The organism is Halorubrum halophilum (assembly GCF_000739595.1).
GTDB lineage: Archaea > Halobacteriota > Halobacteria > Halobacteriales > Haloferacaceae > Halorubrum > Halorubrum halophilum.
In genome coordinates this window covers 41,618-62,628 of record NZ_BBJP01000081.1, presented here as the reverse complement: position 1 = coordinate 62,628, position 21,011 = coordinate 41,618, and the positions used below count along the sequence as shown (strand labels likewise).

Below are 21,011 nucleotides of genomic sequence, written 5' to 3'. Positions count from 1 at the left end.
GGCGACCGTCTTCCGGCGGTGCTGTGCGGTCGGGTGGGACTCAAAGGGGCAGCCGTGCTCGGCTCCCACAGCTCGCTGCGCTCCTCAGTCGCTCGTTTCACTCGCTCCTTGCGGTGCTTGCGTCGCTGGGGTTCGCCGAGCACGGCTGGGGCTTTGGGGGTCTTCACCGTCGATTCGCGGTCAACCATTTATAAATAAGCGACTGTGGCTTTGGAAGTGTTCGCCGCCGATCCGAAATCAGCCACTTATAAACAAGCGGCTGGAACTTTGGAAGCTGCCACTATCGATCCGAATTCAACTATTTATAAGCGAGCGGCTAGATATTTGACGCTGTTTACTCCCGATCTCTCGCCGATCTCTTTTTAATCGTCGGCGGGCGTGTCCGGCCGATACGCCTCGCTTATCGCCTTCCACTTCCCGGAGCGGAACCGCCAGTAGTTGATCGCGGCGGGGATCGTCGTCTCGGCGAGGAACGCGAGGTACACCCCCCACAGCCCGATCGCGGGGAGCGCGATCTCCGGGATCGTCACGGCGAGCCCGGGCACGTCGATCGCCGGCGTCGCCTCGCGTGCCCCGACGTACGCCAGCGGGATCGAGACGCAGAACATCCCGAGGAACTGGCTCGCGAAGGGGATCTTCGTGTCGCCGGCCGCGTCGAGCGGCCCCGCCGCACCTCCGGAGATCCCCTGGAAGACGACGGCGATGCACGCCGCGTACACGAAGTTCACGGCGATCGGGATCTCGGGGCTCTCCGGCGTCTCGGCGAACAGGGTGACGATGTCGGTCGCGAAGACCGCCGTTAACGCCGCGAAGACCACGTACGTCGCCACGGAGAAGCGGATGATGTCGCGGGCGTACGCCTCCGCCTCCGCGGGGTCCTCGCCGCCGAGCTCCTGCCCGACCAGACTGGAGGAGGCGAGCCCGAAGCCCCAGCCGGGGGCGTTCATGATCCCCCAGATGCGGCGAGCGATGACGAACGCGGCGACGGTGTTCTCGCCGAACACGTCGAGGATGGCGAGCATCGGGAACTCCGCGACGGTCCACACGAGGTTGCGCGCACCCACCGGGAGCCCGATCTCGACGAGGTCGCGAAGCATGTCCGGGTTCACGTAGGAGCCGAACGGGCTGATCGAGATCGGGAACTCGCCGATTCCGGGGACCCGGCCGCGCACGAGCCCGATCGTGAACGCGGCGACGGCGAGCACGTTCGAGAGGACGGTGCCGAGCGCGGCGCCCTCGACGCCCCACCCCAGCCCGAAGATGAACGCGGCGCTCAGGACGATGTTTGCGACCGCGCCGCCCGCCCGGACCTGCATCGCGGTGTAGGCGTCGTCGCAGCCGACGAGCACCCGGCTGCCGACGAGGTTGAGCGCGGCGAAGGGGACGCCGAGCCCCACGATACGGAGGTAGTCGGCGCCGAACGCGATCGCGGCCTCGTTGCTGCTGAGCACGTCGATAAAGCGCGTCGAGAACGTCCAGAAGGCGGCCGAGACGGGAATGGTGATGAGGATCGCGAGGAGGACGCTCGCGCGGACGGCGTCGCCCAACTCCCCGTACGCCTCGGCGCCGAAGCGCTGGGAGACGAGAGCGATGGTGCCGCCGGCGACGCCGCCGCCGAGCGCGAACGCGAGCCCCCAGTAGGGACCGGCGAAGCCGACGCCGGCGACCGCGCTGGTGCCCACGGCGACGCCGACCATCGCCACGTCGACCGCGTTCTTCGACATCCGGGCGATCCCCGTAACGATCCGCGGCCACGCGAGGTCCGTGGTCCGGACCACCCGGTGACGATCGATCAGTCCCGCCCTCGCGAGGCCGAAGCCGATGTAGAGGATTAGCGCGCGGAAGGGGTTCGGAAGGCTGGCCACTGCGGATACGCCACTTTCTCCGTGGGTGATAAAGGGATTTCGTCACGCGGCGGGCGTTTCCGGATCGGGTGATTACGCCGCGATGTCAGGGCGAGGACGCCTCGTAATTTCAGGCGCCCGACACGAGGTACACCGACGCGGCGGCGAAGACGATCCCGAGCGCCTTCCGCGCGGTGAACGACTCGCCCAAGAGGAGGAACCCGATCACGGAGGAGAACACGAGAAACATCGCGAAGATGGGCGTCACGACGCTCACCGGACCGAGCGCGAGCGACCGGTACAGCGCCAGGATGCCGATGCCGAGGAACACCCCGGCCGCGAGCACGTGGAGGATCTTCGGCGAGGCGAGGTGTTCGGTGAACCCCTGTCCGGTGTACGCGAGTACACCGACGGCCATAACGATGAGAAGCGAGTTCGAGACGACGACAGCCACGTCGCTCGGGATCGCGTCGGGACCGGTCGTCGCGACGCGCATCAGCGGTGAGACCAACGCGTACGCGCCCATCGCGAGCAGGGCGTACGGGAGATACGTGTCCATACGGAGGGTTGTCCGGCGTCGGACAAGTGCCTACCGGCCTGCGGTCTCGTCACCTTCTGGGTCCACGTCCGCGTCGTCCCTGATCGGCACCGAAACGGTGACGATCGTCCCGCGCGGCTCCCGGTCCTCGAACGAGACGCTCCCCCCGACCTGATCGGTCCCCCATTTCACGATCCACAGTCCCAGTCCGCTGCCGTGTTCCAGCGGCGTCTCGGTGCCGCGTTTCAGCACCTCGCGCTCCGCGTCGTCGATGCCGGGGCCGTCGTCGGCCACGGAGAGGTCGACCCAGCCGTCGTCCGCCGCGGCGCTGAGCCACACGGAGGGGGGCTCGCTGTCGTTGTGCCGGACCGCGTTCGAACACAGGCTCTCCGCGACGACACGCAACACCGCCGGGACCCGGACCGGCGGCACGTCGCTCTCGACGGAGACGTTCGCGTCCGGGAACTCGTGCCGGAGCCCCGAGGCCACCTCCTCGACGAGCGCGTCGAGCGCGACCGGCGGCGACGATTTCGCCATCGGATCGAACAGCTCGCTCGCGGTCCGGGTGCGCTCGCTGAGATCGAGGATGCGCGAGGCGCTCCGCTTGACCACGTTCAGCGCATGCTCGTCGGTCGGGTCCGCGCGCAGCCGGTCGGCGTACCCGGTTATCAGGTTCGTCTCCGTCCGCACGTCGTGTCTGAACACCCGGTTGAGCACGTCCAGCCGCTGCTGTTGGCCGAGGTACTCGCCCACGTCGTGGAACACCACCACCTCGCCGGTCGGTCGGCCGTGGCCGTCGGCGATGCACCTGACGGTGACCTCGTACGGGTGGCGGCCGCTCGAACCCACGATCGAGAGCGGGGACCGGTCCGACTCCTCGACCGAGACGTCGTCGTACCGCGGGACGACCGCACTCGCCGGTTCTCCGATCGCGACCCGTCGGTCGATTCCGAACGTGTCCGCGGCGCTCTGGTTCAAGTCGACCACGTACCCCTCAGTCCCGATCACGAACGCCGGGTCGTGGAGGTGCTCGAACACCAGCTGTCGCGCGCGACGACGCGGCGCCGGTGCGAGCGTGAGCAGCCGGAACCGGGTGAGCGCGAGGAGGTACGCCACGCCCGACACCGCGAACGCGAGCGGGGTCGGATCCAGTCCCGAGATCGGGACCGATCCGGTGAGGTGGAAGACGCTGCTGGCCCACGGCGCCGCCGTCCCCACGATCAGCGCGGCGCTCTGTCCCCGGAAGGGCCGCGCGTCGTCGCGGACGAGTTGGAGGATCGGGATCGACCCGAACAGCCCGAGCAGGTAGGTGTACCCGGCGATGACGTAGTACCACGGCCCCGTGTCGACGCGGAGGAACGAGCCGACCGCGGTCGACGCGACCTCCCGGTCGACGACGATGAGCCCCCACGGGTCGCCGGCTGCGACGACGATCAGCGTAACGACGGGCGCGACGGAAAGCGCCGCCACAACCCCCGGCGTCACGTACCGCTCTCGCCCCGTGTACTCCAGCGCGAACAGCAGCCACCCCACCGGAATGATCACGACCCCGAGCCACTGCACGTCGTACCAGAGCGACTTCGCCGCGAGCGTGGGCGCCTCCAGCTCGAAGACGAGGAACGTCGTCCACCAGACCTGCCCGACGAGCAGCACCGTCAGCCACGTCGCGCCCGCCTCCGGCCGCTCGCGCCACGCGAGAATCGCCGCGGACGTACCGGTAACGACGGCGGATAGCAGCGCGACCGAAAGCGGGCTCAGCCCGATCACAGTTATTTACAGACAACCGAGATATAAATCATTTTGCTCCAGCGGTCAGACATTACTCGTCCACGCGAAAGACCGTCCGCGGCGGGCGAAACGCGACAGGCGAAGTGCGGGAGATAAAACGCGGCAGGCAAAAAGCGGCGGACGAAACGCGGCAGGCGAAGCGGGGACGGCGAGACCGGGTCACCTCCGGTCGTCCCCCAATCACCTCGCAGCGCGTCAGATCTGTCTGTCCGGCCGGTCCGTCACGCCGCGACGACGACGAGCGCGGCCGCGACGACGAGGTAGCTGCAGTCGGGGGCGACGCCCAACACCGCGTCGTCGTCGACCCGGCCGGCGAGCGCGGTGACCGCGAGCGACGCCGCGAGCCCGACGCCGAGCGCCGCAGCGATACCCGGCGCGAGAACCCCGGTCGCCGTCGCCGCGGCCAGCGTCGTCGCCGTGACGAGGTCCACTCCGTACAGCACGCGGCGAGTTCGGGCGACGCCGAGCACGATGGGGAGCGTCGAGACTCCCGCCGCGGCGTCGGCCTCCACGTCCCGGACGTTCGGGAGCTCGGCGTCGACGAACGACCGCAGCAGGAAGTACTCGAACGCGATCACGACGGCTGGGGTGGGCGACACCGCGTCGGCGAACGCCAGCGGCAGGAGCGTGACCGCGATCCCCCACCCCGCGGCGACGACGGCGGAACTGAGCACGGGCACCTCCTTCAGTCGCGGGAGGCGCACCCCCGTCCCGAGGTCGCCGTCCGGGGCGATCGAGCGGACGGCCCGCCCGGCGTTCGGGAGCCAGTCGGAGGCGTACGCGATCCAGAACGCTCCCGGGAGCAACGCGACGCCGAGCGCGAGCGGGCCGCCGAGGGTCGCGAGCGCCGCGGCGAGCCCGTAGGCGACGGCGGCGGCGGCCATCAGCTGATCGCCGTACCGACGCGCGATCCGCGCGCGTTCGGGCGTGGACCGAGCGTCCGCCGCCGCGTCGGCGACGTGGTCGACGGTGTACACCGCGAACGCGACGAGCCCGACCACGGCCGGCGCGGGCGAGAGCGGCACGCCGAGCAGGACGGTCGCGATGACCGTCTCGATCGCGGCGATCGCCGCCACGAACGGGGAGCCGGAGGCGAGCCCAACGAGCGACTGCAGTAGCCCGGAGGCCGGTTCGGTCGCTCCGATCGCGGCCGGTCCAGTTGGTTCCGTCGCGGTGGGATCGGTCGGTTCGGTCGCTCCGGTCGCGATCGGTTCGGTGGACCGCGTCGGCTCGGTCCGGACCGCCCCTCCGGTCGGAGCTCTGGCTCCGACCGCCGCTTCGGGATCGGTGCTCCCCGGGCCGGGCGTCGACTCCGCCTCGAGAGTTGGTTCAGCGCGATACGACTCGTCGATACCGTCGATCGTGGTCGACGGCGGGTCTCGTGTGTCTTGCATCGATCGGCAAGCGCGCCGTCCGCGGCGCCCCCGCCGATTATGTGTCAGAGCCCGTGACTATCTATTAATCCCATACTAACTGCAGAAAACGCGGACGCCGTTTGTCGTGACGCCCGGTCCGCGCCGTCGGATCGCGGCCAGCCTCGCACCCCTTCAGTACGCTTTTGGGGCGAGCGCCCGACGGACCGCGTATGGACGGAACCTTCGATCACGTGATGATCCGCGTCGAGGACTTAGAGGAGAGTCTCGACTGGTACCAGACGCACCTGAACTACGAGGAGAAGGGACGCTGGGAGGCCGACACCTTCACTAACGTCTTCCTCGGCCCTGAAGGGATGCACGAGGACGGCGCGACCCTGGAGCTCACCTACAACCACGGTGATCACACCTACGAGATCGGCGACGCGTGGGGCCACATCGCCGTGCGCGTTCCCGAAGACGCGCTTCAGGAGTCGTACGACCAGCTGATGGAGGAAGGCGTCGAGGACTACCGCGACCCCGAGTCCTGCGGAAACCGCTACGCGTTCGTGAAGGACCCGGACGGCCACGAGATCGAGATCGTCAAGCGCGACTACGGCGCCAAGTGGAGCATCGACCACACGATGATCCGCGTCGAGGACGCCGACGAGGCGCTCGGCTACTGGACCCGTAAGTTCGAGTACGCGGAGCAGCCGTCCGGCCGCTGGGAGGCCGACAGCTTCTCGAACTACTTCATGGCCCCCGAGGACGCCCCGAAGGAGGCGATGCGACTGGAGCTCACCTACAACTACGACGGCCGCGAGTACACGATGGGCGACGGCTGGGGCCACGTCGCGGTCCGCGTCGACGACCTCGACGACGCGTGGGAGCAGCTGATGACCCGGGAGGCGCCCGACTACCGCGACCCCGAGTCCTGCGACCACAACTACGCGTTCACGAAGGACCAGGACGGCCACGAGGTCGAACTGATCACTCGGGAGTAAGTCGGGTCGCTTCTCCGGTTTCGGATTTTTGGCACTGCTGTGACCTGTATTCGTTAAGCGACCAGCGTAAGGCGCAGTCAGTACAGACAGCGCGGCGATCGATGGCAGGAGTGAGTGTGAAGATCGTTGGCGGTAAGACCGTATTTAAATAGCCGTGGGGATGGCGACGATCGTTTATAAAAACGGTGCGGTGGCGCGTGCCTGCGAGCGGCCGACAGGCCGCGAGTCAGCACGCGCGAGGGAGTCGCTGGCGCCGACGGCGCCAGCGACGAGGCTGGGGAGGCGTGAGGCCGTGCGGTGTGGTCGGGGTGGGACTCAAAGGGGCAGTCGCTGAGGACGACGCAGGCGACGTAAGGACCACAGGGAACGAGCGAAGCGAGTGACCGAGGACCGCAGCGAGCGTGCGTCGTCCTCAGCGACTGGGGCTTTGGACGTATTCACCGCAGTGTCGCCGTATCCTTATAAACAGCCGTCAGCAACACCACTCGATCACTTATAAACAATACCTACTCAGATCTACAACACTCACTCCCGCTATCGATCAGGGGCCGGTTCGTGACAATCGCTTATCTCGTCACTCGCCCGCCGGCTCCACACCGGTCACCTCGAACCGGGCTCCTCCCTCGCGCCCCTCTGTGACTCGGACCGACCAGCCGTGGGCCGTCGCGACCTGCTCGACGATCCGCAGGCCGAATCCGGTCCCCTCCTGCAAGGTCGAGTAGCCGGCGTCGAACACCTGATCGCGTTCCGCCTCCGGAATCCCCGGCCCGTCGTCCTCGACGAAGAACCCGACCTCGTCGCTCGCCTCGCCTCCCGTTCCGTCGTCGCCTGCTTCGTCGTCGCCCGCGTCCTCTCCCCCGCCGCCGAGCGCCCCCACGGTGATCGCCACGTCGTCCCCGCCGTGTTCCACGCTGTTCCGCACCAGGTTCTCGACGAGCTGCCTGAGCCGGCTCTCGTCGGCCCGGAGCCACAGGTCTTCCTCGACGGTCAGCGTCGCGTCCGCGGTCTCGACGGTCTCCCAGCAGGACTCGACGACGACGGAGAGCCGGACCGGCTCCGTCTCGCTCACTCGCCCGCCCTCGCGGGCGAGCGTGAGCAGGTCGGCGATCAGCGTGTCCATCCGCTCGTGAGCGCGCGCGGCCGCGTCGAGGTGCTCGCTGTCGCACTCGTCGCGGGCCAGTCGCACCCGTCCCTGCGCCACGTTCAGGGGGTTCCGAAGGTCGTGGGAGACGACGCTGGCGAACTCCTCGAGCCGGTCGTTCTGCCGCTCCAACTCCTCGCTCCGCTCGTGGAGGCGGCCGGTCCGCGCCGCCGCGTTGAGCGCCGTCTCGGCCGCCGTCGCGAGGATCCGCGCGAGGTGCTCGTCCGTCCCGTCGAAGACGCCGGGCTCGGTCTCGCCGACGGAGATGGTCCCGTGCTCGCCGACGGGGAGGATCATCAGGCTCCGGAGGCCGGTTCCGGTGTCGACCGCGCCGGCCGTCTCGATGTCGTCGTACACGCGGGGCTGGCCCGCCTCGAACGCGTCCCAGTTGAGGCTCCCGCCGTCGGACGTGAACACTCCGCGAGGCGGGAGCACCTCCTTGACCGCCGCCGAGACCGCGACGGGGACGAGCCCCCCGGCGTCCTCGTCGTACAGCCGGACGGTGACCACGGAGAACCCGAGCACCTCCTCGGCCGCCTCGACGACGCGCTCGGCGATCCCCTCGGGGGAGTCGGCCTGAATCAGGCCCCGGGTCGCGTCGTGGAGGCGCTCCAAGCTGGTCTCGCGGGCGACGCGGTCCAAGGCGGTCTCGAGATGGTTCGCGAGGATCTCCGCGATGAGCACGTCGGTCTCGGTGAACGCGTTCGGCTTCGACGAGGAGATGACGAACAGCCCGTGGTCGCCGATCGGGTGGAGGATGATGCTCTCGGCGGGCGTCTCCTCGTCGAGCCGGTCGAACGCCGACAGATCGCCGACGTCGAGCGGCTCGTCGCCGCGGTACGCCTCCCACGCGAGGGCCGCACGCGTTCCGGGCGGCTCGTCCCGGTCGTATGAGGGCTGTTCGTCGAAGAACGCGGGTACCGACTCCGCGAGAGCGGCGGGTTCGAGCGCGTCGCCCGCCTCGTTCACGAGGTGGATACCGCTCAGTCCCGCACCGACGATCTCGTCCGCGGCGTCGACCGCCAGCTGCGTCGTCTCCTCGACGGTCCGCGTGTAGTTGAGGTCCCGCGTCCACTCGCGCAGACGTGACAGCTTCTCCTCGCGCCGCTTGCGGTCCGAGATGTCGCGAGTGTTGATCACGAACCCGCCGACCCCGTGGTCGTCGAGCCGGTTGCTCCCGACCGACTCCACCCACAGGTATCCCCCGTCCGCGTCCTGGAGTCGGTACTCGACCGCCGGATTCGGATCGTCGCCGGTGACGGACCGCGCGAACACTTCGACGACCCGTTCGCGGTCCTCCGGGTGGACGTACGAGAACGCGTCCTCGCCGACCATCTCCGTCGGGTCGTGGCCGAGGATCCGCTCGACCGAGGGGCTCGCGTACTGAAACGTCCCGTTCGCGTCGAGCGCGGTGACGATGTCGCTGGACTGCTCCACGAACGCCCGGTGACGCTCCCGCTCCGTCACGTCCCGGAGAATACCGACGAACCGCCGCTCTCCGTCCTCCTCGAACTCCCCGAAGGAGATCGACAGGGGGATCTCGCGGCCGTCCCGGTGTTTCCCCGGAAACTCGACGGCCGACCAGTCCATCGAGCGCTCGCCCGTCTCGCAGTACCGCGCGAGGGCCTCGCGGTGCGCCTCCCGCGTTCGGTCCGGCATCAGCGTCGCCAAGGGCTCGCCCTCCAGCTTCGCGGGCGCGTAGCCGAACAGCCGCTCGACCGCCGGGTTCGCGAACCGGATCCGGCTGTCGGCGTCGATGGTGACGATGGCGTCCATCGAGTGGTCGGTGATCGCCCGCAGGTGGGCCTGCGTTCGGTCGGCCTCGCGCTCGATCCGGCACTTCTCCACCGCGTCGACGACGCGGTTCGCCAGAATCTCGTACTGCTCGGTGCCGCCGCCCTTCTGGAGGTAGTCTGTCACGCCCGCGGAGATCGCCTCGCTGGCGACCGACTCCGACCCCTTCCCGGTGTAGAGGACGAAGGGGATCTCCGGGTCGCGCTCGCGGACGGTCTCCAGGAACTCGATCCCGTTCGGCCCCGGCATGTCGTGGTCGGAGACGATACAGTCCACTTCGGCGTCGGGATCGTCGAGGCGTTCGAGTCCCTCAGTGGCGTTCGAGGCGGTCTCGACCGCGATCCGCGAGTCCTCCCGTTCGAGGAACGACGCGGTGATCTCCGCGAGGTCCGGGTCGTCCTCGACGTGGAGCACGCGGATGCGGTCGCTCATGGAGTCGGAGTACTCGGGACGCCGTCATAACCGTTTGGACCGGTCCGGAGAGAAGGTGACAGCAACAAAAAACGACGTTGCGTCCCGCGGTTGCGGCGGCGACCCACTTCTCCTCTCGCGGTCGAAAAACGGCTACTCCTCCGTCGCCGGCCGGAAGACGACGAGCGGCTCGCCGTCGGTGGCGCGCTCCTCGACGCCGACGGCGACCCGGTCGCCGACCGCGACGGCCTCGGTCGCGGGCTCGACTCCGCGCAGGACACCCGTGAGCCGGATCGGTCCGAAGTCGACGATCGCGTTCACGTAGGGGGTGTCGTCGGCGAAGCGCGGCCCGGCGACGTGGACGACGCTGTACGTCTCGACGGTCCCGGTCTCGGCGAGGGGCCCCTCGGAGAGGGCCGCGGCCCCGCACTCCGGGCACACCCGTCGCGGGGGGAGCGACCCGTGCCCGTCCGGGCAGACGAGGGCGTACCCCTCGCCGTCCGCGAGGGCGTCGAGCCACTCGTCGTAGCCCCCGTTGCTCGCGGGCGCGCTCATTCCGCCACCTCCAGCACGTGGACGACCGCGCTGGCCACCGTCCCGCCGGCGTTGTGCGCGACCCCCACCTCGGCGTCGGCGACGTGCTCGCTGTTCGGGTGATCGCCGCGTAACAGCCGGGTCAGCTCCGCGATCTGTGAGCCGCCGGTCGCGCCGACCGGGTGCCCCTTCGCCTTCAGCCCGCCAGAGAGGTTCACGGGGAGGTCGCCGTCGGCGGTCGTGACCCCCTCGCGTGCGGCCGCGATCCCCTCGCCGGGGTCGAAGAAGCCGAGCGACTCCAGCGCGAGCACCTCCGCGATGGTGAAACAGTCGTGGACCTCCGCCACGTCCACGTCGTCCGGGCCGACCCCGGCGTCGGCGTAGGCCGCGTCGGCCGCGTCGTCGGCGGCGGGAGTGCGCGCGAGGCGCTCGCGGTCCGCGAGCGCCATCCGGTCGGTGCCCTGTCCGGTCCCCGCCACCGCGACGGGGGCGTCCACGTCGTTCTCGGCCGCGTACTCCTCGGAGACGATCACGAGCGCGCTCGCGCCGTCGGTGATCGGGCAGGCGTCGTAGAGGTGGAGCGGCTCGGCGACGGGCGGGGCCTCCAGCGCCTCCTCGACGGACACCTCCTTCCGGTACTGCGCGTACTCGTTGGGGACCGCGTTCGCGTGGTTCTTCGCGGCGACGTGCGCGAGGTCCTCGCGGGTCCCGCCGTACGCGTCGAAGTAGGCGGTCGCCATCAGCGCGTACGCCCCGGGGAACGTCACTCCGGCACGCACCTCGAACAGGTCGTCGGCGGCGATGGCGAGCCCCTCGGTCACCTCGTCGGTCGGGAGGTTCGTCATGCGCTCCATCCCGCCGGCCAGCGCCACGTCGGCGTCGCCAGCGCGGACGGTCCGGACCGCCTCGCGCACCGCGACGCCGGCCGAGGCGCACGCCTCCTCGTAGCGGGTCGACGGGCAGTTCACCCCGGCCGCCTCGGCCATCAGCGGCGCCTGGTGACCCTGATGCTCGGCGAGCGCGCCCATGAAGTTGCCGTAGTTCAACTCCTCGACGTCCTCGCGGGGGACGCCGGCGTCCTCGAACGCCCGGAGCGCGGCCGTCGCGAAGAGGTCGCGGCCCGTCCGATCCGGGTGGCTCCCGAAGTGAGTGAGCCCGACTCCGGCGACGCGTGCGTCGGTCATGCACGAACGATGATCGGGGACCGGTTTATCGGTGCCGGAAGCGGTGGAGGGCCGTCGATATCGGGCGGGTCGGAATCAGCGGATGTACCGCGGGTCGTCGCGCGGCCGCCGCGGACCGTTACCCGATGTACCGCAGGTCGTCGTCCGGCACCGCCGGCCCGTCCTGCATCTCCTGGATCTTGCCGACGACCTCCTCCATCTCCTCGGCGCGGTCCTCCAAGCTCTCGTAGTCGACGGCGAAGTCGAGGCGGTCGGCGAGCACTTCCAGCACCGCCTGCGCGCTCTTCGGGTCGACGAGGTAGCCGCTCGTCTCGCCCATCAGGCAAGCGGCGTCGAAGCCGCGTCGGCCGCCGAGCCCGAGCACGAGTCCGGAGACGCCGACGATACCGCCGGCGGGCTCGTCCGGTCGGAACTCCACGCCGACGTCCTCCAGCTCGTCGACGAGGTCGCCGTTAGAGACCGCGCCGAGCACGGTGTACTCCTCGACGAGTTCGCCGGTCGGCACGCCGCCGAGCGCGTACGCGCGGGTCGCGCCGAACTCCTCGGCGACGTCGAGGAACGTCGTGGTGAGCGTGTAGTGGCCCTTGTTCGAGCCGGCCTGGTGGTCGCCGGTCAACACGAGCAGGTCGGCGCCGTCGGTCTCGACCGCGTGGAACTCCGCGCAGGTCAGCTCCGCGACGCCGTCGCCGTCGACGCTCACCTGCGGCGGGAACTCGGTGGTGTACACGCGGCGCACCAGCTCGCCGTCGAACTCCTCTAACAGGTGCTCGGCCGCGAGCTTCCCCACGTGGCCGACGCCCGGCAGCCCCTCGATGAGCACCGGGTCGTCGAGCTCCGGCGTCGCGACCTCGTCGATCTCGATGTCGTCCATACCGGGGTACTCCGGGCGGGGCTCACAAGAGGGTGGCTATTCCGGCGTTACGCCCGCGGCTCGACAGTGAGGGGACAGCGGCAGGGTGGCGCGACCGGGTAAGACGGCGGCGACGCCGGAACCCGCGCTACTCGGAGGCCCGCCGCCGCGCTCGCCGTCGGTACTCCCCGTAGGGGTCCTCGGGGCTGAACGGCGCCGGCGCGCTGTTCTCGGTCGGGCCGTCGCACTCCGGGCAGCGCTCGCCCAGCGCGTACACCGGTCGGTCGTGGGCGGTCTCCCAGTTCGCGCAGACGCGGATGTCGGATTTCACGGGTTCGGAGGTGGGGGAGTGAAAAGCGAACCGCGGGCGACTACTCGTCGTCCTCGCGGCGCTCGCGGTGGAACTCGCCGACGCCGCCGGCGGCCTCAATGGCCTCGCGGGCGCGGGCCGCGGCGGCCTCCAGCTGGTCCTCGGCCGTCTTGTAGTCGGGCGCGCGGACCTTGATCCGGTACTCGGGCGAGCCGACGTAGCCGACCTCGAGGTCGACGCCGTCGGGGACCTCGCCGTTGCCCTCGGCCGCTTCGAGGGCCGTCTTCACGTCGTCGACACCGTCGGGGCCCATCGATTCGAGGTCGACGTAACCGGTCACGTCGACGTACGGGACCGAGACGTTGTCGCGGGCGGCCTCGACGACGGCGTCGAGGGCATCGTCGTCGATGTCGACGTCTTCGAGGGCCTCCTCGCCGCTGATCGCGGCCGACTCGAAGGCGTCGTACAGGGAATCGTACTCGACGAGGAGGGCGTTGGCGACCTCGGTGTAGCGGTCGTCGTCGACGTCCTCGCCGAGCGCGATCAGCATCCAGTTGTCGGCCTTCTGCGAGTTCTTCCAGTCCTGTATCTTGTCCTTGCGCTGATGTTCGTTGACGTCTTTGATCGACAGATCGATCTGGTTGGACGACTCGTCGACGTCGAGAACCTTCGCGACGACCGTCTGTCCCTCGCGGACGTGGTCGCGGACGTTCTTGATCCAGCCGGAGGCGACCTCGCTGATGTGACAGAGGCCGCGCTTGTCCTCGTACTCGTCGAGGTCGACGAACACGCCGAAGTCGGCGATCTCGTCGACGTCGCCGACCACTAACTCGCCGGGTTCGGGCCAGCCGCTGTACTTCATACGGGGGTGGTGAGGCGGTTACCGCGCCTCAACGGTTTCGACGATCTCGCCGTGGAGCTCGGCCTCGCCGCCGGTCGGGGTCGCGAGGGTCGTGCCGCAGACCGCGCACGACACCGTCGAGGAGGCTTTGCCGAAGACGACCTGTTCGTTCTCGCAGTCGCCGCAGGCGACGCGGTGGAAGCTTCCCGCCATGGTTACTCCTGGAACGTGAGCCGCCCGGCGCGCCAGCCCTCGCGCATGTGGGCCTTGCCGCAGTCGCCGCAGCGGTACTTCAGGTGGGTCTTCTTGGTCGGCTTGTCGCCACCGGGCACCTTCGAGTACCCGCCGGCGTTGCCGATCGTCGCGAGCGCGCGGCGTCGCTGGCGCGCGTCGCGTTTCATTCCGGTCGCCCGACCCGATCGAACCTTCTCCACTTCGTGCTCCTGGTGGGAGTCACAGTTGGGGCAGTACGTGTTGAAGCGGCGTGGCATTTCCATGGATATCGACCTTGAGTCGCGGTTCGTCGCCGACGCTTAAAACGGGTTTGGTCTGACTCGCGGGCGTCGGCGCGTCCCCCTTTTGCCCGCTCACCCCTCCCACTCCGCAACCGCTCGGACCGGCGACCCGTCCCCGCCGCGGAGCCGGAGCGGGAAGGCGTACAGCCGGAACCGCTCGGGGAGGCCGTCGAGCCCGCAGAGGTTCTCGACGATCGGCAGCGAGTCGCTCAGGAGGGCGTCGTGAGCGGGCGTGCCGTCGGGCTCGTCCTCGCGGGGGGATCCGGTTCCCTCGCCCGGCGCGGGCGACGCCGAGGGCGTCGGGTCCGGCCCGAACGCGTCGAGTCCGACGCCGACGCCCAGCTCCCGACACCGCCGCGCGGCCGCCCCAGTCAGGTACGGGTGGTCGCGGTACCGATCGGTCCCCCAGTGGGCCGCCCAGCCGGTCCGGAGGACGAGGAGATCGGTATCGGCGTCGAGGTCGCTCGGCTCGGGCAGTGCCTCGGCCGGAATCGCCTCTCGCGGCTCCAGCGGTCGGAGATCCACGAGGCGGGCGTCGAACGCGAACTGTCTCGCGTCGACTTCGTCGATCGCCGCACCCTCCGGGAGCGTGTGTCGCGGCGCGTCGACGTGGGTCCCCGCGTGGGTCCCGGTCCGGAGCTCACTCGTCGCGTAGCCGTCGGCCTCGTGGGTCGCGTCGGGCGCGAGCGTCACCTCGGGGTCGCCCGGAAACGTCGGCATTCCCGTCTCGATCGGTCGCGAGCAGTCGCGGAACACGGTGGTCTCTGGCGCCGCCGACGATTAAAGGCCGGCGGCGTGGGCGCGTCGCTCGCGACCGGCGTCCCCGCCCGTCGGCCGCTCCGACGAGGTATATACCGGATCGGAGACCGATAGTAGAGTACATTGAAACATTACCTGACAGGGATAGAATTACAGCGTATATATAAGAATTATAAAACTTCTTTTCGGTTTTCCCCGTCACTCTCACTCGCATGGTGGACATGAACCGCCGTGGGTTGATGCGTGCGTCAGTCGCCGCCGCGCTGGGCGCCAGCGTCGCGGGCGTAGCAAGTGCAGACGAGGTATCGGAGTCGGACACTCCGGGCGCTCCGAGCGTCCGAGGCGATCTGAAGCGATTCTCGACGACCGCGTTCGGCGCGGAGGTGACTGGGCCGTTCGTGTTTGAGGACGGTTCGCTGTTGTACAGTCTCCAGCACCCCGTAGAAGAGAACCCGGAACCGTTCGGGCGCGCAGCGGTCGGGTACTTCAGCGGGTTCCAGTTCGAGTTCGACGGGAGCAACGACGACTTCCCCGAGGTCGGCGTCCCGGACACCGAGGAGAAGCAGCGGGAGGTGCGGTCGGCGGCGGGCGACTACGAGGTCCTCGTGCAGGGACGCGAGTCGATAGACGGGGGCGACGCGCGCCTCGGCGTGACCCAGACGCCCGACGGGACCGACATCACACAGGAGGTCTTCGCGGGCACGCAGTACGGCGGCGCGGCGACCAACCCCGACTGCAACCAGTTCGTCCCGACGAACGACGACGGCACCGAGGGGTACCTCTTCACGAACTGGGAGAACAGCCCGGGCGAGATCACTCGCGTTCCGCTCAGTCAGGACGACGACGGCGAGTGGAGCGCCGACCCCGAGAACGCGATGAACCTCTCGGACACCGAGTCGCTCCGTTCGCACGGCGGCACGCGAATCAACTGCTACGGCGACCTCAGCCCGTGGGGGACGATGATCTCCGCCGAGGAGAACTACGCGCACGCCCGCGTCACCCGCACGGCGACCGTGAGCGACATCGTCGACGCCGGGTCCGGCGAGGGGCTGATCGGCGGCTGTCAGTTCTGGAACCGGCCGAACCCGAGCGAGATCGCCGGCTCGATCGAGACGTACGCCGAGGACGGCGACCTCGAATCGAGCTTCAGTCCGCAGGGCTACTGGGCGCTGACGGGCGTCGAGTTCCTCGCGTACTACCTCGGTGCGGAGCAAGCGGATCAGTCCGGCGACGACAACCTCGCGACGACGCCGATCGACGACGTGTATCCGAACCCGTACCGATACGGGTACTTCGTCGACGTCCGCGAACCGACGGCCGACGAGCCCGAATCGCTCAAGTACTACGTGATGGGTCGGGCCTCCTGGGAGGCACCGGACATCGAGGGCGACCGCAAAACCGTCTACGGCTGCTCGGACGGCGACAGCAAGGGGATCTACAAGTTCGTCGCCGACGAGCCGATCGACGAGTACGACGACACCGACGACATCGCGGGGACGCTGTTCGCCCCGAAGATCACCAACGACGCCGCCAGCGTCGCTGACTCGGGCGAGCGGAACTCCCCCGCACAGACGCCGCTCGAAGTCGAGTGGATCCCGCTCGGGAGCGCCACCAACGGCGAGGTAGAGTCGTGGGTCGCCGAGTACGACGACGTGACGCAGGCCGACTACCTGGAGGCCCACGCGGAGACCGACTGGCAGAGCGACCCGGCCGCCGCAGTCCGAGAGGCCGACATCGAGGTCATCGAGAACGGCAACCGGAACTACATCTCGAACGAGGCGATCGTCGAGTGGGCGACGCAGTACGAGGAGAACGGCCCGGAGGGCGTCGACGAGGAACTCCGCCGCGTCCCCTTCCTGGAGACCCGCGCGGCGGCCAAGGAGATCGGCGCGTCCATCGAGTTCAACAAGGCCGAGGGGGTCGACAGCGTGGACGACTCCGAGCCCGGCGACTTCGTCTACTTCGGTATCTCCGAGTTCAACGACGCGCTCGCCGACGACGAGGGCGACATCCAGATGGACCGCGTCGACGGCGGCGTGGTCTACCGCGCCGAGCTGGAGCCGGACTACAACGTCTCGACGCTCGAACCGATGATCACCGGGCCGGACTTCACCGACTCCCCGGAAGACGCCGACGACGCGCTCCGCAACATCGACAACGTGTACACGATGCGCGACGGACGCGTGCTCTGCTGTGAGGACGGGTTCGGCGGTCCCGCCCGCTCGTACCCGAACGACGGGCTCTACGTCTTCCAGCCGCACGTCCGCCTCGATGTCAGCTCCGTCGCGGTCGGGCAGGGCGACGCCGTCGAGGCCGAGGTCGTCGCGCGCAACGTCCCCGACGGTATCGCCGGCGGCGAGTTCACCGTGAGCGTTGCCGACCCCGACGTCGTCGGGATCACGAGCGCGAACTACCCCGACTCGGTCGGACTCTCGGAGGCGCCGACGATCACCGACGACGGCGCCACGGCCTCGTTCCGGTTCGCCGACGTCGACGACGCGATGGAGCCGGCGGACACCGACTTCACGCTGGCGACGCTCACCCTCTCGGGTCGTGGCGCCGGCGTCACCGACGTCGACACCGCGGGGTCGTTCGACGACGACGACGGCGAGTCGGTCGACGTCGAAGCGCGGTCGGGGCTCGCGATCACCGGTCCCGCGAACGTCGGCTCCGGCGGCGACGCCCCCACCGACCCCGACGGCGACGGCCACTACGAGGACGTGAACGGGAACGGTCGCGTCGACTACGCCGACGTCGAACTGCTGTTCGAGAACCTCGAAAGCGATAGCGTCTCCTCCAACGCGCGGGCGTTCGACTTCAATCAGAACGACCGGCTCGACTTCGACGACGTGGTGAGCCTCTACGAGGAGGTCAACTAGCCGGGCCGACGGCTCCCGCGGATCCCTCCGGTCCCCGCCTCGTTCCGGTTCTCCGCCTCGCTCGGCCCGGCTCTGCTCCGCATCCGGGCCCGCTTCGTACCCTCTCCGAGACACCCACCATACACACCAATGACGAAACACACCCAGACGCGCACTGACGCTCCCGAAACGTCCTCAGACACGACCATGACGCACCTCGCGGTCGCTCTCGCTGCGCTCGCGCTCCTCGGCGCGGGAGCGGGCCTCGCGACGGCTCAGACCGACGGCCCGGCGGTCAGCGTGACCGACGCGGATCTCTCCGCGTCCGGCACCGCCACGGTCGACGTGGTGCTCACGTCTGCGCCGAACGGGCTCGCGGGGTACAACATCGACCTAACCGTCGACGACCCGAACGTGGCGCACATCGAGTCCGCGAGCTACCCCGACCGGTTCGATCTCACGACCGATCCGGCCGTCGGCGACGAGGGCCGAACGGTCACGCTCGAAGCGGCCGACATGGGATCGACGATCGACGCCGGCGCGTCGGACGTGACGCTCGCGACGGTCGAGATCGCCGGCGACGCGCCTGGCGAAGCCGAACTGGCCGTCGAACCCCAGCAGGTCGATACCAACGACGGGGACCGGATCCAGCCGGCCGCACAGGCCGGGGCCCTGACCGTCACGGGGGACTCGTCGGCGTCCGCCACCGAGAGCGCGGACCCGCCCTCGGCGGGACCGGTCGACGAGCTAGGCGGGAGCGCCGACGCCCTCCCGACCGATGCCCTCGCTCTGCTCGGGGCGCTCGTCGCGATCGTCGCGCTCTCGGCCCTCGCCGTGGCGCGCCGGCGCTCGTAGCGTCCTCGTCGGCCCCGCTGACCGGACCCGCCAGAGGCGAAGCGACCACCAGACCACGATGTCAAAGACGAACCACGCACCCACCGACGAACCGGCGAACAGTGATACGCAAGCGAATGACGACACGCCGACAGACGGAGCCGACACGACCAACCGCGACGGATCGATGCACGCCTCCTACGCCTTCGGGGTCTGCATCCGCGAGGAGGCGTCCCCGGACGGCGATCCGGTCTACCGGTTCCAGGCCCCGCATCACGAGGGGGTCGTGTTCGACGACCCCGACACCGCAGAGCTGTACGCCGACGTGTACTTCGACGTGAACGGCTTCCAGGAGGCTGGCACCGGCGACCGGGGCGTCCCACCGGCGATCATTCAAGCCGGCCGCGACACGCTCGTCGGGTATCTCCTCACGCAGCCAGACACGGGGCGGCAGTGGGTCGCCTCATACTACGGGGAGAAGCCGGAGAAGATCGACCGCTACGTCGCCCGCGTTCGGAAGCGGGCGCGGCTGATACGCGAGCGCGCCGCGGAGCGCGGCGTGACCGAGACCGAGGGCTGAGCCGAGACTCGACGGCCTTCGCGTTCCGAACGTATTTCCTCCGTCCGCCGATCGATGGGCGCATGTCGGAACTGCCGCTCAACGTCTACGACGATCCGACCCAGATCGGCGAGATCGCCGTCTCCCCGTCCGGCGACCGCGTCGCCCTCAGTGCTCGACGAACTCCACGAGCACGCCACCGGTCGAGCGCGGGTGGAGGAAGGCGACGTCGTGGCCCCACGCCCCCGGACGCGGCTCATCGTCGATGAGGTCGACCCCGAGGTCGCGGGCGCGGGCGAGCGCTCCGGCGACGTCGTCGGTCGCGAGCGCGACGTGGTGGATCCCCGGACCCTCGCGGTCGAGGTAGTCATCGATCGCGCCGCCCGCGGTCGGTTCGAGCAGTTCGAAGTAGCCGCCGTCGTCGAGTTCGAGAAAGACGACGTCCATCCCCTCGAACGTCTCCTCGTGGGCGACCGGCGCGTCGAGCAGCCCGTCGAACAGGTCGGCGAGGTCAGCGGCGTCGCGCGTCGCGACGCCGACGTGGTCGAAGTGCATGCGCTTCGGATCGGCCGCCGCCGACTTATAAGAACCGAGCGGGAGAGCGGTCACATCGCTCTCGGTCCCCGCCGAGACCCAAAGGTTTGGGTGCGGCCCGGGAGTAGCGGCGAGCGACTCCACCAGTGAGCGACTCACAGACCGAGGTGTCGACGGAGCAAATGACCTCGCGGGGCATCCTCGACTCGCTGCTCGAGAGCGGGCTCCACGAGATGAATCGGGAGCCCTCTGGACTGCTGCTCTCGGGGGTATCGGCCGGGCTCGACATCGGGTTCGGTCCGTTGATGATGGCGGTCGTGTTAACCCTCTCGCCGGGGGGTTTCGGCGACCTCACGACCGAGCTCCTGCTCGCTAGCGTCTACTCTATCGGCTTCATGTTCGTCATCCTCGGCCGCTCGGAGCTGTTCACCGAGCACACGACGCTGGCCGTGATCCCGGTCCTCGACCGGCAGGCCTCGCTCCGAGACTTGGGCCGACTCTGGGGACTGGTGTACGTCGGGAACATCGTCGGCGGCCTCTGTTTCACCCTGCTCGTGACCCTGCTGATGCCGGAGCTCGGCGTTGTCGACCCACAGTCGTTCGAGACGATCGCGCTGAAGCTCGTCGACCACGACCTCCCGTGGCTGTTCGTCGGCGGCGTCTTCGCCGGGTGGCTGATGGGTCTGCTGGCGTGGCTCGTGACGGCGGCGCAGGACACGACGAGCCGGATCCTCCTCGTGTTGATCGTCACCGGAACGATCGGCCTCCTCCACCTCCCGCACTCGATCGCGGGCAACGTCGAGGTGCTGTTCGGACTGCTCGTCTCGCCCGCGATCACGCTGGCCGACTACGCCGCGTTCCTCGTGTTAGCGACGATCGGCAACGCCTTCGGCGGCGCGGTGTTCGTCGCGCTGCTGAAGTACGGGCACGTCGTCCGCGGGGCGGACTGAGCTAACGGAAAGGCCGACGGCAGGGCGGGCGACCGATTGCCGTCGACATTTAAGTTCTCACCCGACAAATCGTGCCGGTATGGAGCTCTCCAACACCGAATCGATCGCCGGCAAGGAAGTGGTCGAGACGCTTGGCCTCGTCCGTGGGAATACGGTCCGCGCTCGCAACGTCGGTCGCGACATCACTCAGGGCCTCCGCAACCTCGCGGGCGGCGAGCTGAAGGGGTATTCCGAATTGATGACCGATGCTCGGGATCAGGCACAGGATCGCATGATCGAGGAGGCGGAGGCGCTCGGCGCCGACGGCGTGGTCAACGTTCGGTTTACGACCTCCTCGATCGCCGATAGCGGGGCGGAAATCCTCGCGTACGGGACCGCTGTTCGGCTGCGGTAGAACCGCCGCCCGACCGC

At 69.1% G+C, this 21,011-nt stretch carries 20 protein-coding genes; 6 read left to right on the top strand and 14 right to left on the bottom strand.

Features of this window, described 5'->3' with window-relative positions; genetic code table 11:
• Nucleotides 1–362: 362 nt before the first annotated feature.
• From ACP96_RS16265 to ACP96_RS16250, 4 genes are all read right to left on the bottom strand, one after another.
• Nucleotides 363–1,865, bottom strand: coding sequence for an MATE family efflux transporter (locus ACP96_RS16265; protein WP_202593981.1), 1,503 nt, complete (start codon nt 1,863–1,865; stop codon nt 363–365).
• Between the two features lie 109 nt (nt 1,866–1,974).
• On the bottom strand, nt 1,975–2,403 hold the full coding sequence (locus ACP96_RS16260) for an EamA family transporter (RefSeq protein WP_050023179.1): 429 nt from the start codon (nt 2,401–2,403) through the stop codon (nt 1,975–1,977).
• A 30-nt stretch (nt 2,404–2,433) separates the two neighbouring features.
• The gene (locus ACP96_RS16255; protein ID WP_050034111.1) at nt 2,434–4,149 is read right to left on the bottom strand and encodes a histidine kinase N-terminal 7TM domain-containing protein; all 1,716 of its coding nucleotides are present in this window, start codon (nt 4,147–4,149) and stop codon (nt 2,434–2,436) included.
• A 242-nt stretch (nt 4,150–4,391) separates the two neighbouring features.
• Nucleotides 4,392–5,564: a UbiA family prenyltransferase gene (locus ACP96_RS16250; protein WP_202593980.1), complete on the bottom strand. Its 1,173-nt coding sequence runs from the start codon at nt 5,562–5,564 to the stop codon at nt 4,392–4,394.
• A 191-nt stretch (nt 5,565–5,755) separates the two neighbouring features.
• Between ACP96_RS16250 and ACP96_RS16245 the strand changes: the two genes are divergently transcribed.
• On the top strand, nt 5,756–6,526 hold the full coding sequence (locus ACP96_RS16245; protein WP_050023176.1) for a VOC family protein: 771 nt from the start codon (nt 5,756–5,758) through the stop codon (nt 6,524–6,526).
• Between the two features lie 574 nt (nt 6,527–7,100).
• Here the strand turns inward: ACP96_RS16245 and ACP96_RS16240 are convergent.
• The 9 genes from ACP96_RS16240 to ACP96_RS16200 all read right to left on the bottom strand — a co-directional run bounded on the left by ACP96_RS16240 (nt 7,101) and on the right by ACP96_RS16200 (nt 14,862).
• Nucleotides 7,101–9,893 (bottom strand): hybrid sensor histidine kinase/response regulator, encoded by a 2,793-nt coding sequence (locus ACP96_RS16240; RefSeq protein WP_050034110.1) that lies wholly within the window; start codon nt 9,891–9,893, stop codon nt 7,101–7,103.
• Nucleotides 9,894–10,025: 132 nt separating this feature from the next.
• Entirely contained in the window at nt 10,026–10,427 is a 402-nt protein-coding gene (locus ACP96_RS16235) for a Zn-ribbon domain-containing OB-fold protein (protein ID WP_050034109.1), read from the bottom strand.
• A complete protein-coding gene (locus tag ACP96_RS16230) occupies nt 10,424–11,590 on the bottom strand; it encodes a thiolase domain-containing protein (RefSeq protein WP_050034108.1) in 1,167 nt (388 codons plus the stop codon). The genes ACP96_RS16235 and ACP96_RS16230 overlap by 4 nt, the downstream gene beginning before the upstream one ends.
• A gap of 118 nt (nt 11,591–11,708) precedes the next feature.
• Nucleotides 11,709–12,461, bottom strand: coding sequence for a proteasome assembly chaperone family protein (locus tag ACP96_RS16225; RefSeq protein WP_050023173.1), 753 nt, complete (start codon nt 12,459–12,461; stop codon nt 11,709–11,711).
• A gap of 127 nt (nt 12,462–12,588) precedes the next feature.
• Nucleotides 12,589–12,771, bottom strand: a complete 183-nt coding sequence (locus ACP96_RS16220; RefSeq protein ID WP_050034107.1) for an RNA-protein complex protein Nop10 — start codon at nt 12,769–12,771, stop codon at nt 12,589–12,591.
• Nucleotides 12,772–12,811: 40 nt separating this feature from the next.
• Nucleotides 12,812–13,612 carry a translation initiation factor IF-2 subunit alpha gene (locus ACP96_RS16215; RefSeq protein WP_050034106.1) on the bottom strand — a complete coding sequence of 267 codons (801 nt, stop codon included), beginning with the start codon at nt 13,610–13,612 and terminating at the stop codon, nt 12,812–12,814.
• 18 nt (nt 13,613–13,630) lie between these two features.
• Nucleotides 13,631–13,804 carry a 30S ribosomal protein S27e gene (locus ACP96_RS16210; RefSeq protein WP_004050354.1) on the bottom strand — a complete coding sequence of 58 codons (174 nt, stop codon included), beginning with the start codon at nt 13,802–13,804 and terminating at the stop codon, nt 13,631–13,633.
• 2 nt (nt 13,805–13,806) lie between these two features.
• Complete coding sequence (locus ACP96_RS16205; protein WP_008004085.1) at nt 13,807–14,088, bottom strand: 50S ribosomal protein L44e; 282 nt, start codon at nt 14,086–14,088, stop codon at nt 13,807–13,809.
• 90 nt (nt 14,089–14,178) lie between these two features.
• Nucleotides 14,179–14,862, bottom strand: a complete 684-nt coding sequence (locus tag ACP96_RS16200) for a cyclase family protein (protein ID WP_050023169.1) — start codon at nt 14,860–14,862, stop codon at nt 14,179–14,181.
• 215 nt (nt 14,863–15,077) lie between these two features.
• On the opposite strand from ACP96_RS16200, the gene ACP96_RS16195 reads away from it, so the two are divergent.
• The 3 genes from ACP96_RS16195 (at nt 15,078) to ACP96_RS16185 (ending at nt 19,137) form a co-directional block, all read left to right on the top strand.
• The gene (locus ACP96_RS16195; RefSeq protein WP_394296553.1) at nt 15,078–17,744 is read left to right on the top strand and encodes an alkaline phosphatase PhoX; all 2,667 of its coding nucleotides are present in this window, start codon (nt 15,078–15,080) and stop codon (nt 17,742–17,744) included.
• A gap of 186 nt (nt 17,745–17,930) precedes the next feature.
• A complete protein-coding gene (locus tag ACP96_RS16190) occupies nt 17,931–18,578 on the top strand; it encodes a hypothetical protein (RefSeq protein WP_237561701.1) in 648 nt (215 codons plus the stop codon).
• Between the two features lie 58 nt (nt 18,579–18,636).
• Nucleotides 18,637–19,137 (top strand): hypothetical protein, encoded by a 501-nt coding sequence (locus ACP96_RS16185; protein WP_080509882.1) that lies wholly within the window; start codon nt 18,637–18,639, stop codon nt 19,135–19,137.
• Between the two features lie 147 nt (nt 19,138–19,284).
• Here the strand turns inward: ACP96_RS16185 and mce are convergent, their stop codons facing one another.
• A complete protein-coding gene (gene mce / locus ACP96_RS16180; protein ID WP_050023162.1) occupies nt 19,285–19,671 on the bottom strand; it encodes a methylmalonyl-CoA epimerase in 387 nt (128 codons plus the stop codon).
• A gap of 125 nt (nt 19,672–19,796) precedes the next feature.
• Here mce and ACP96_RS16175 point away from each other — a divergent pair, with 125 nt between their 5' ends.
• Both ACP96_RS16175 and ACP96_RS16170 read left to right on the top strand, forming a co-directional pair.
• Nucleotides 19,797–20,600, top strand: a complete 804-nt coding sequence (locus ACP96_RS16175; RefSeq protein ID WP_050023160.1) for a formate/nitrite transporter family protein — start codon at nt 19,797–19,799, stop codon at nt 20,598–20,600.
• Nucleotides 20,601–20,679: 79 nt separating this feature from the next.
• Nucleotides 20,680–20,994 (top strand): YbjQ family protein, encoded by a 315-nt coding sequence (locus ACP96_RS16170; RefSeq protein WP_050023158.1) that lies wholly within the window; start codon nt 20,680–20,682, stop codon nt 20,992–20,994.
• The last annotated feature ends 17 nt before the right edge of the window (nt 20,995–21,011 follow it).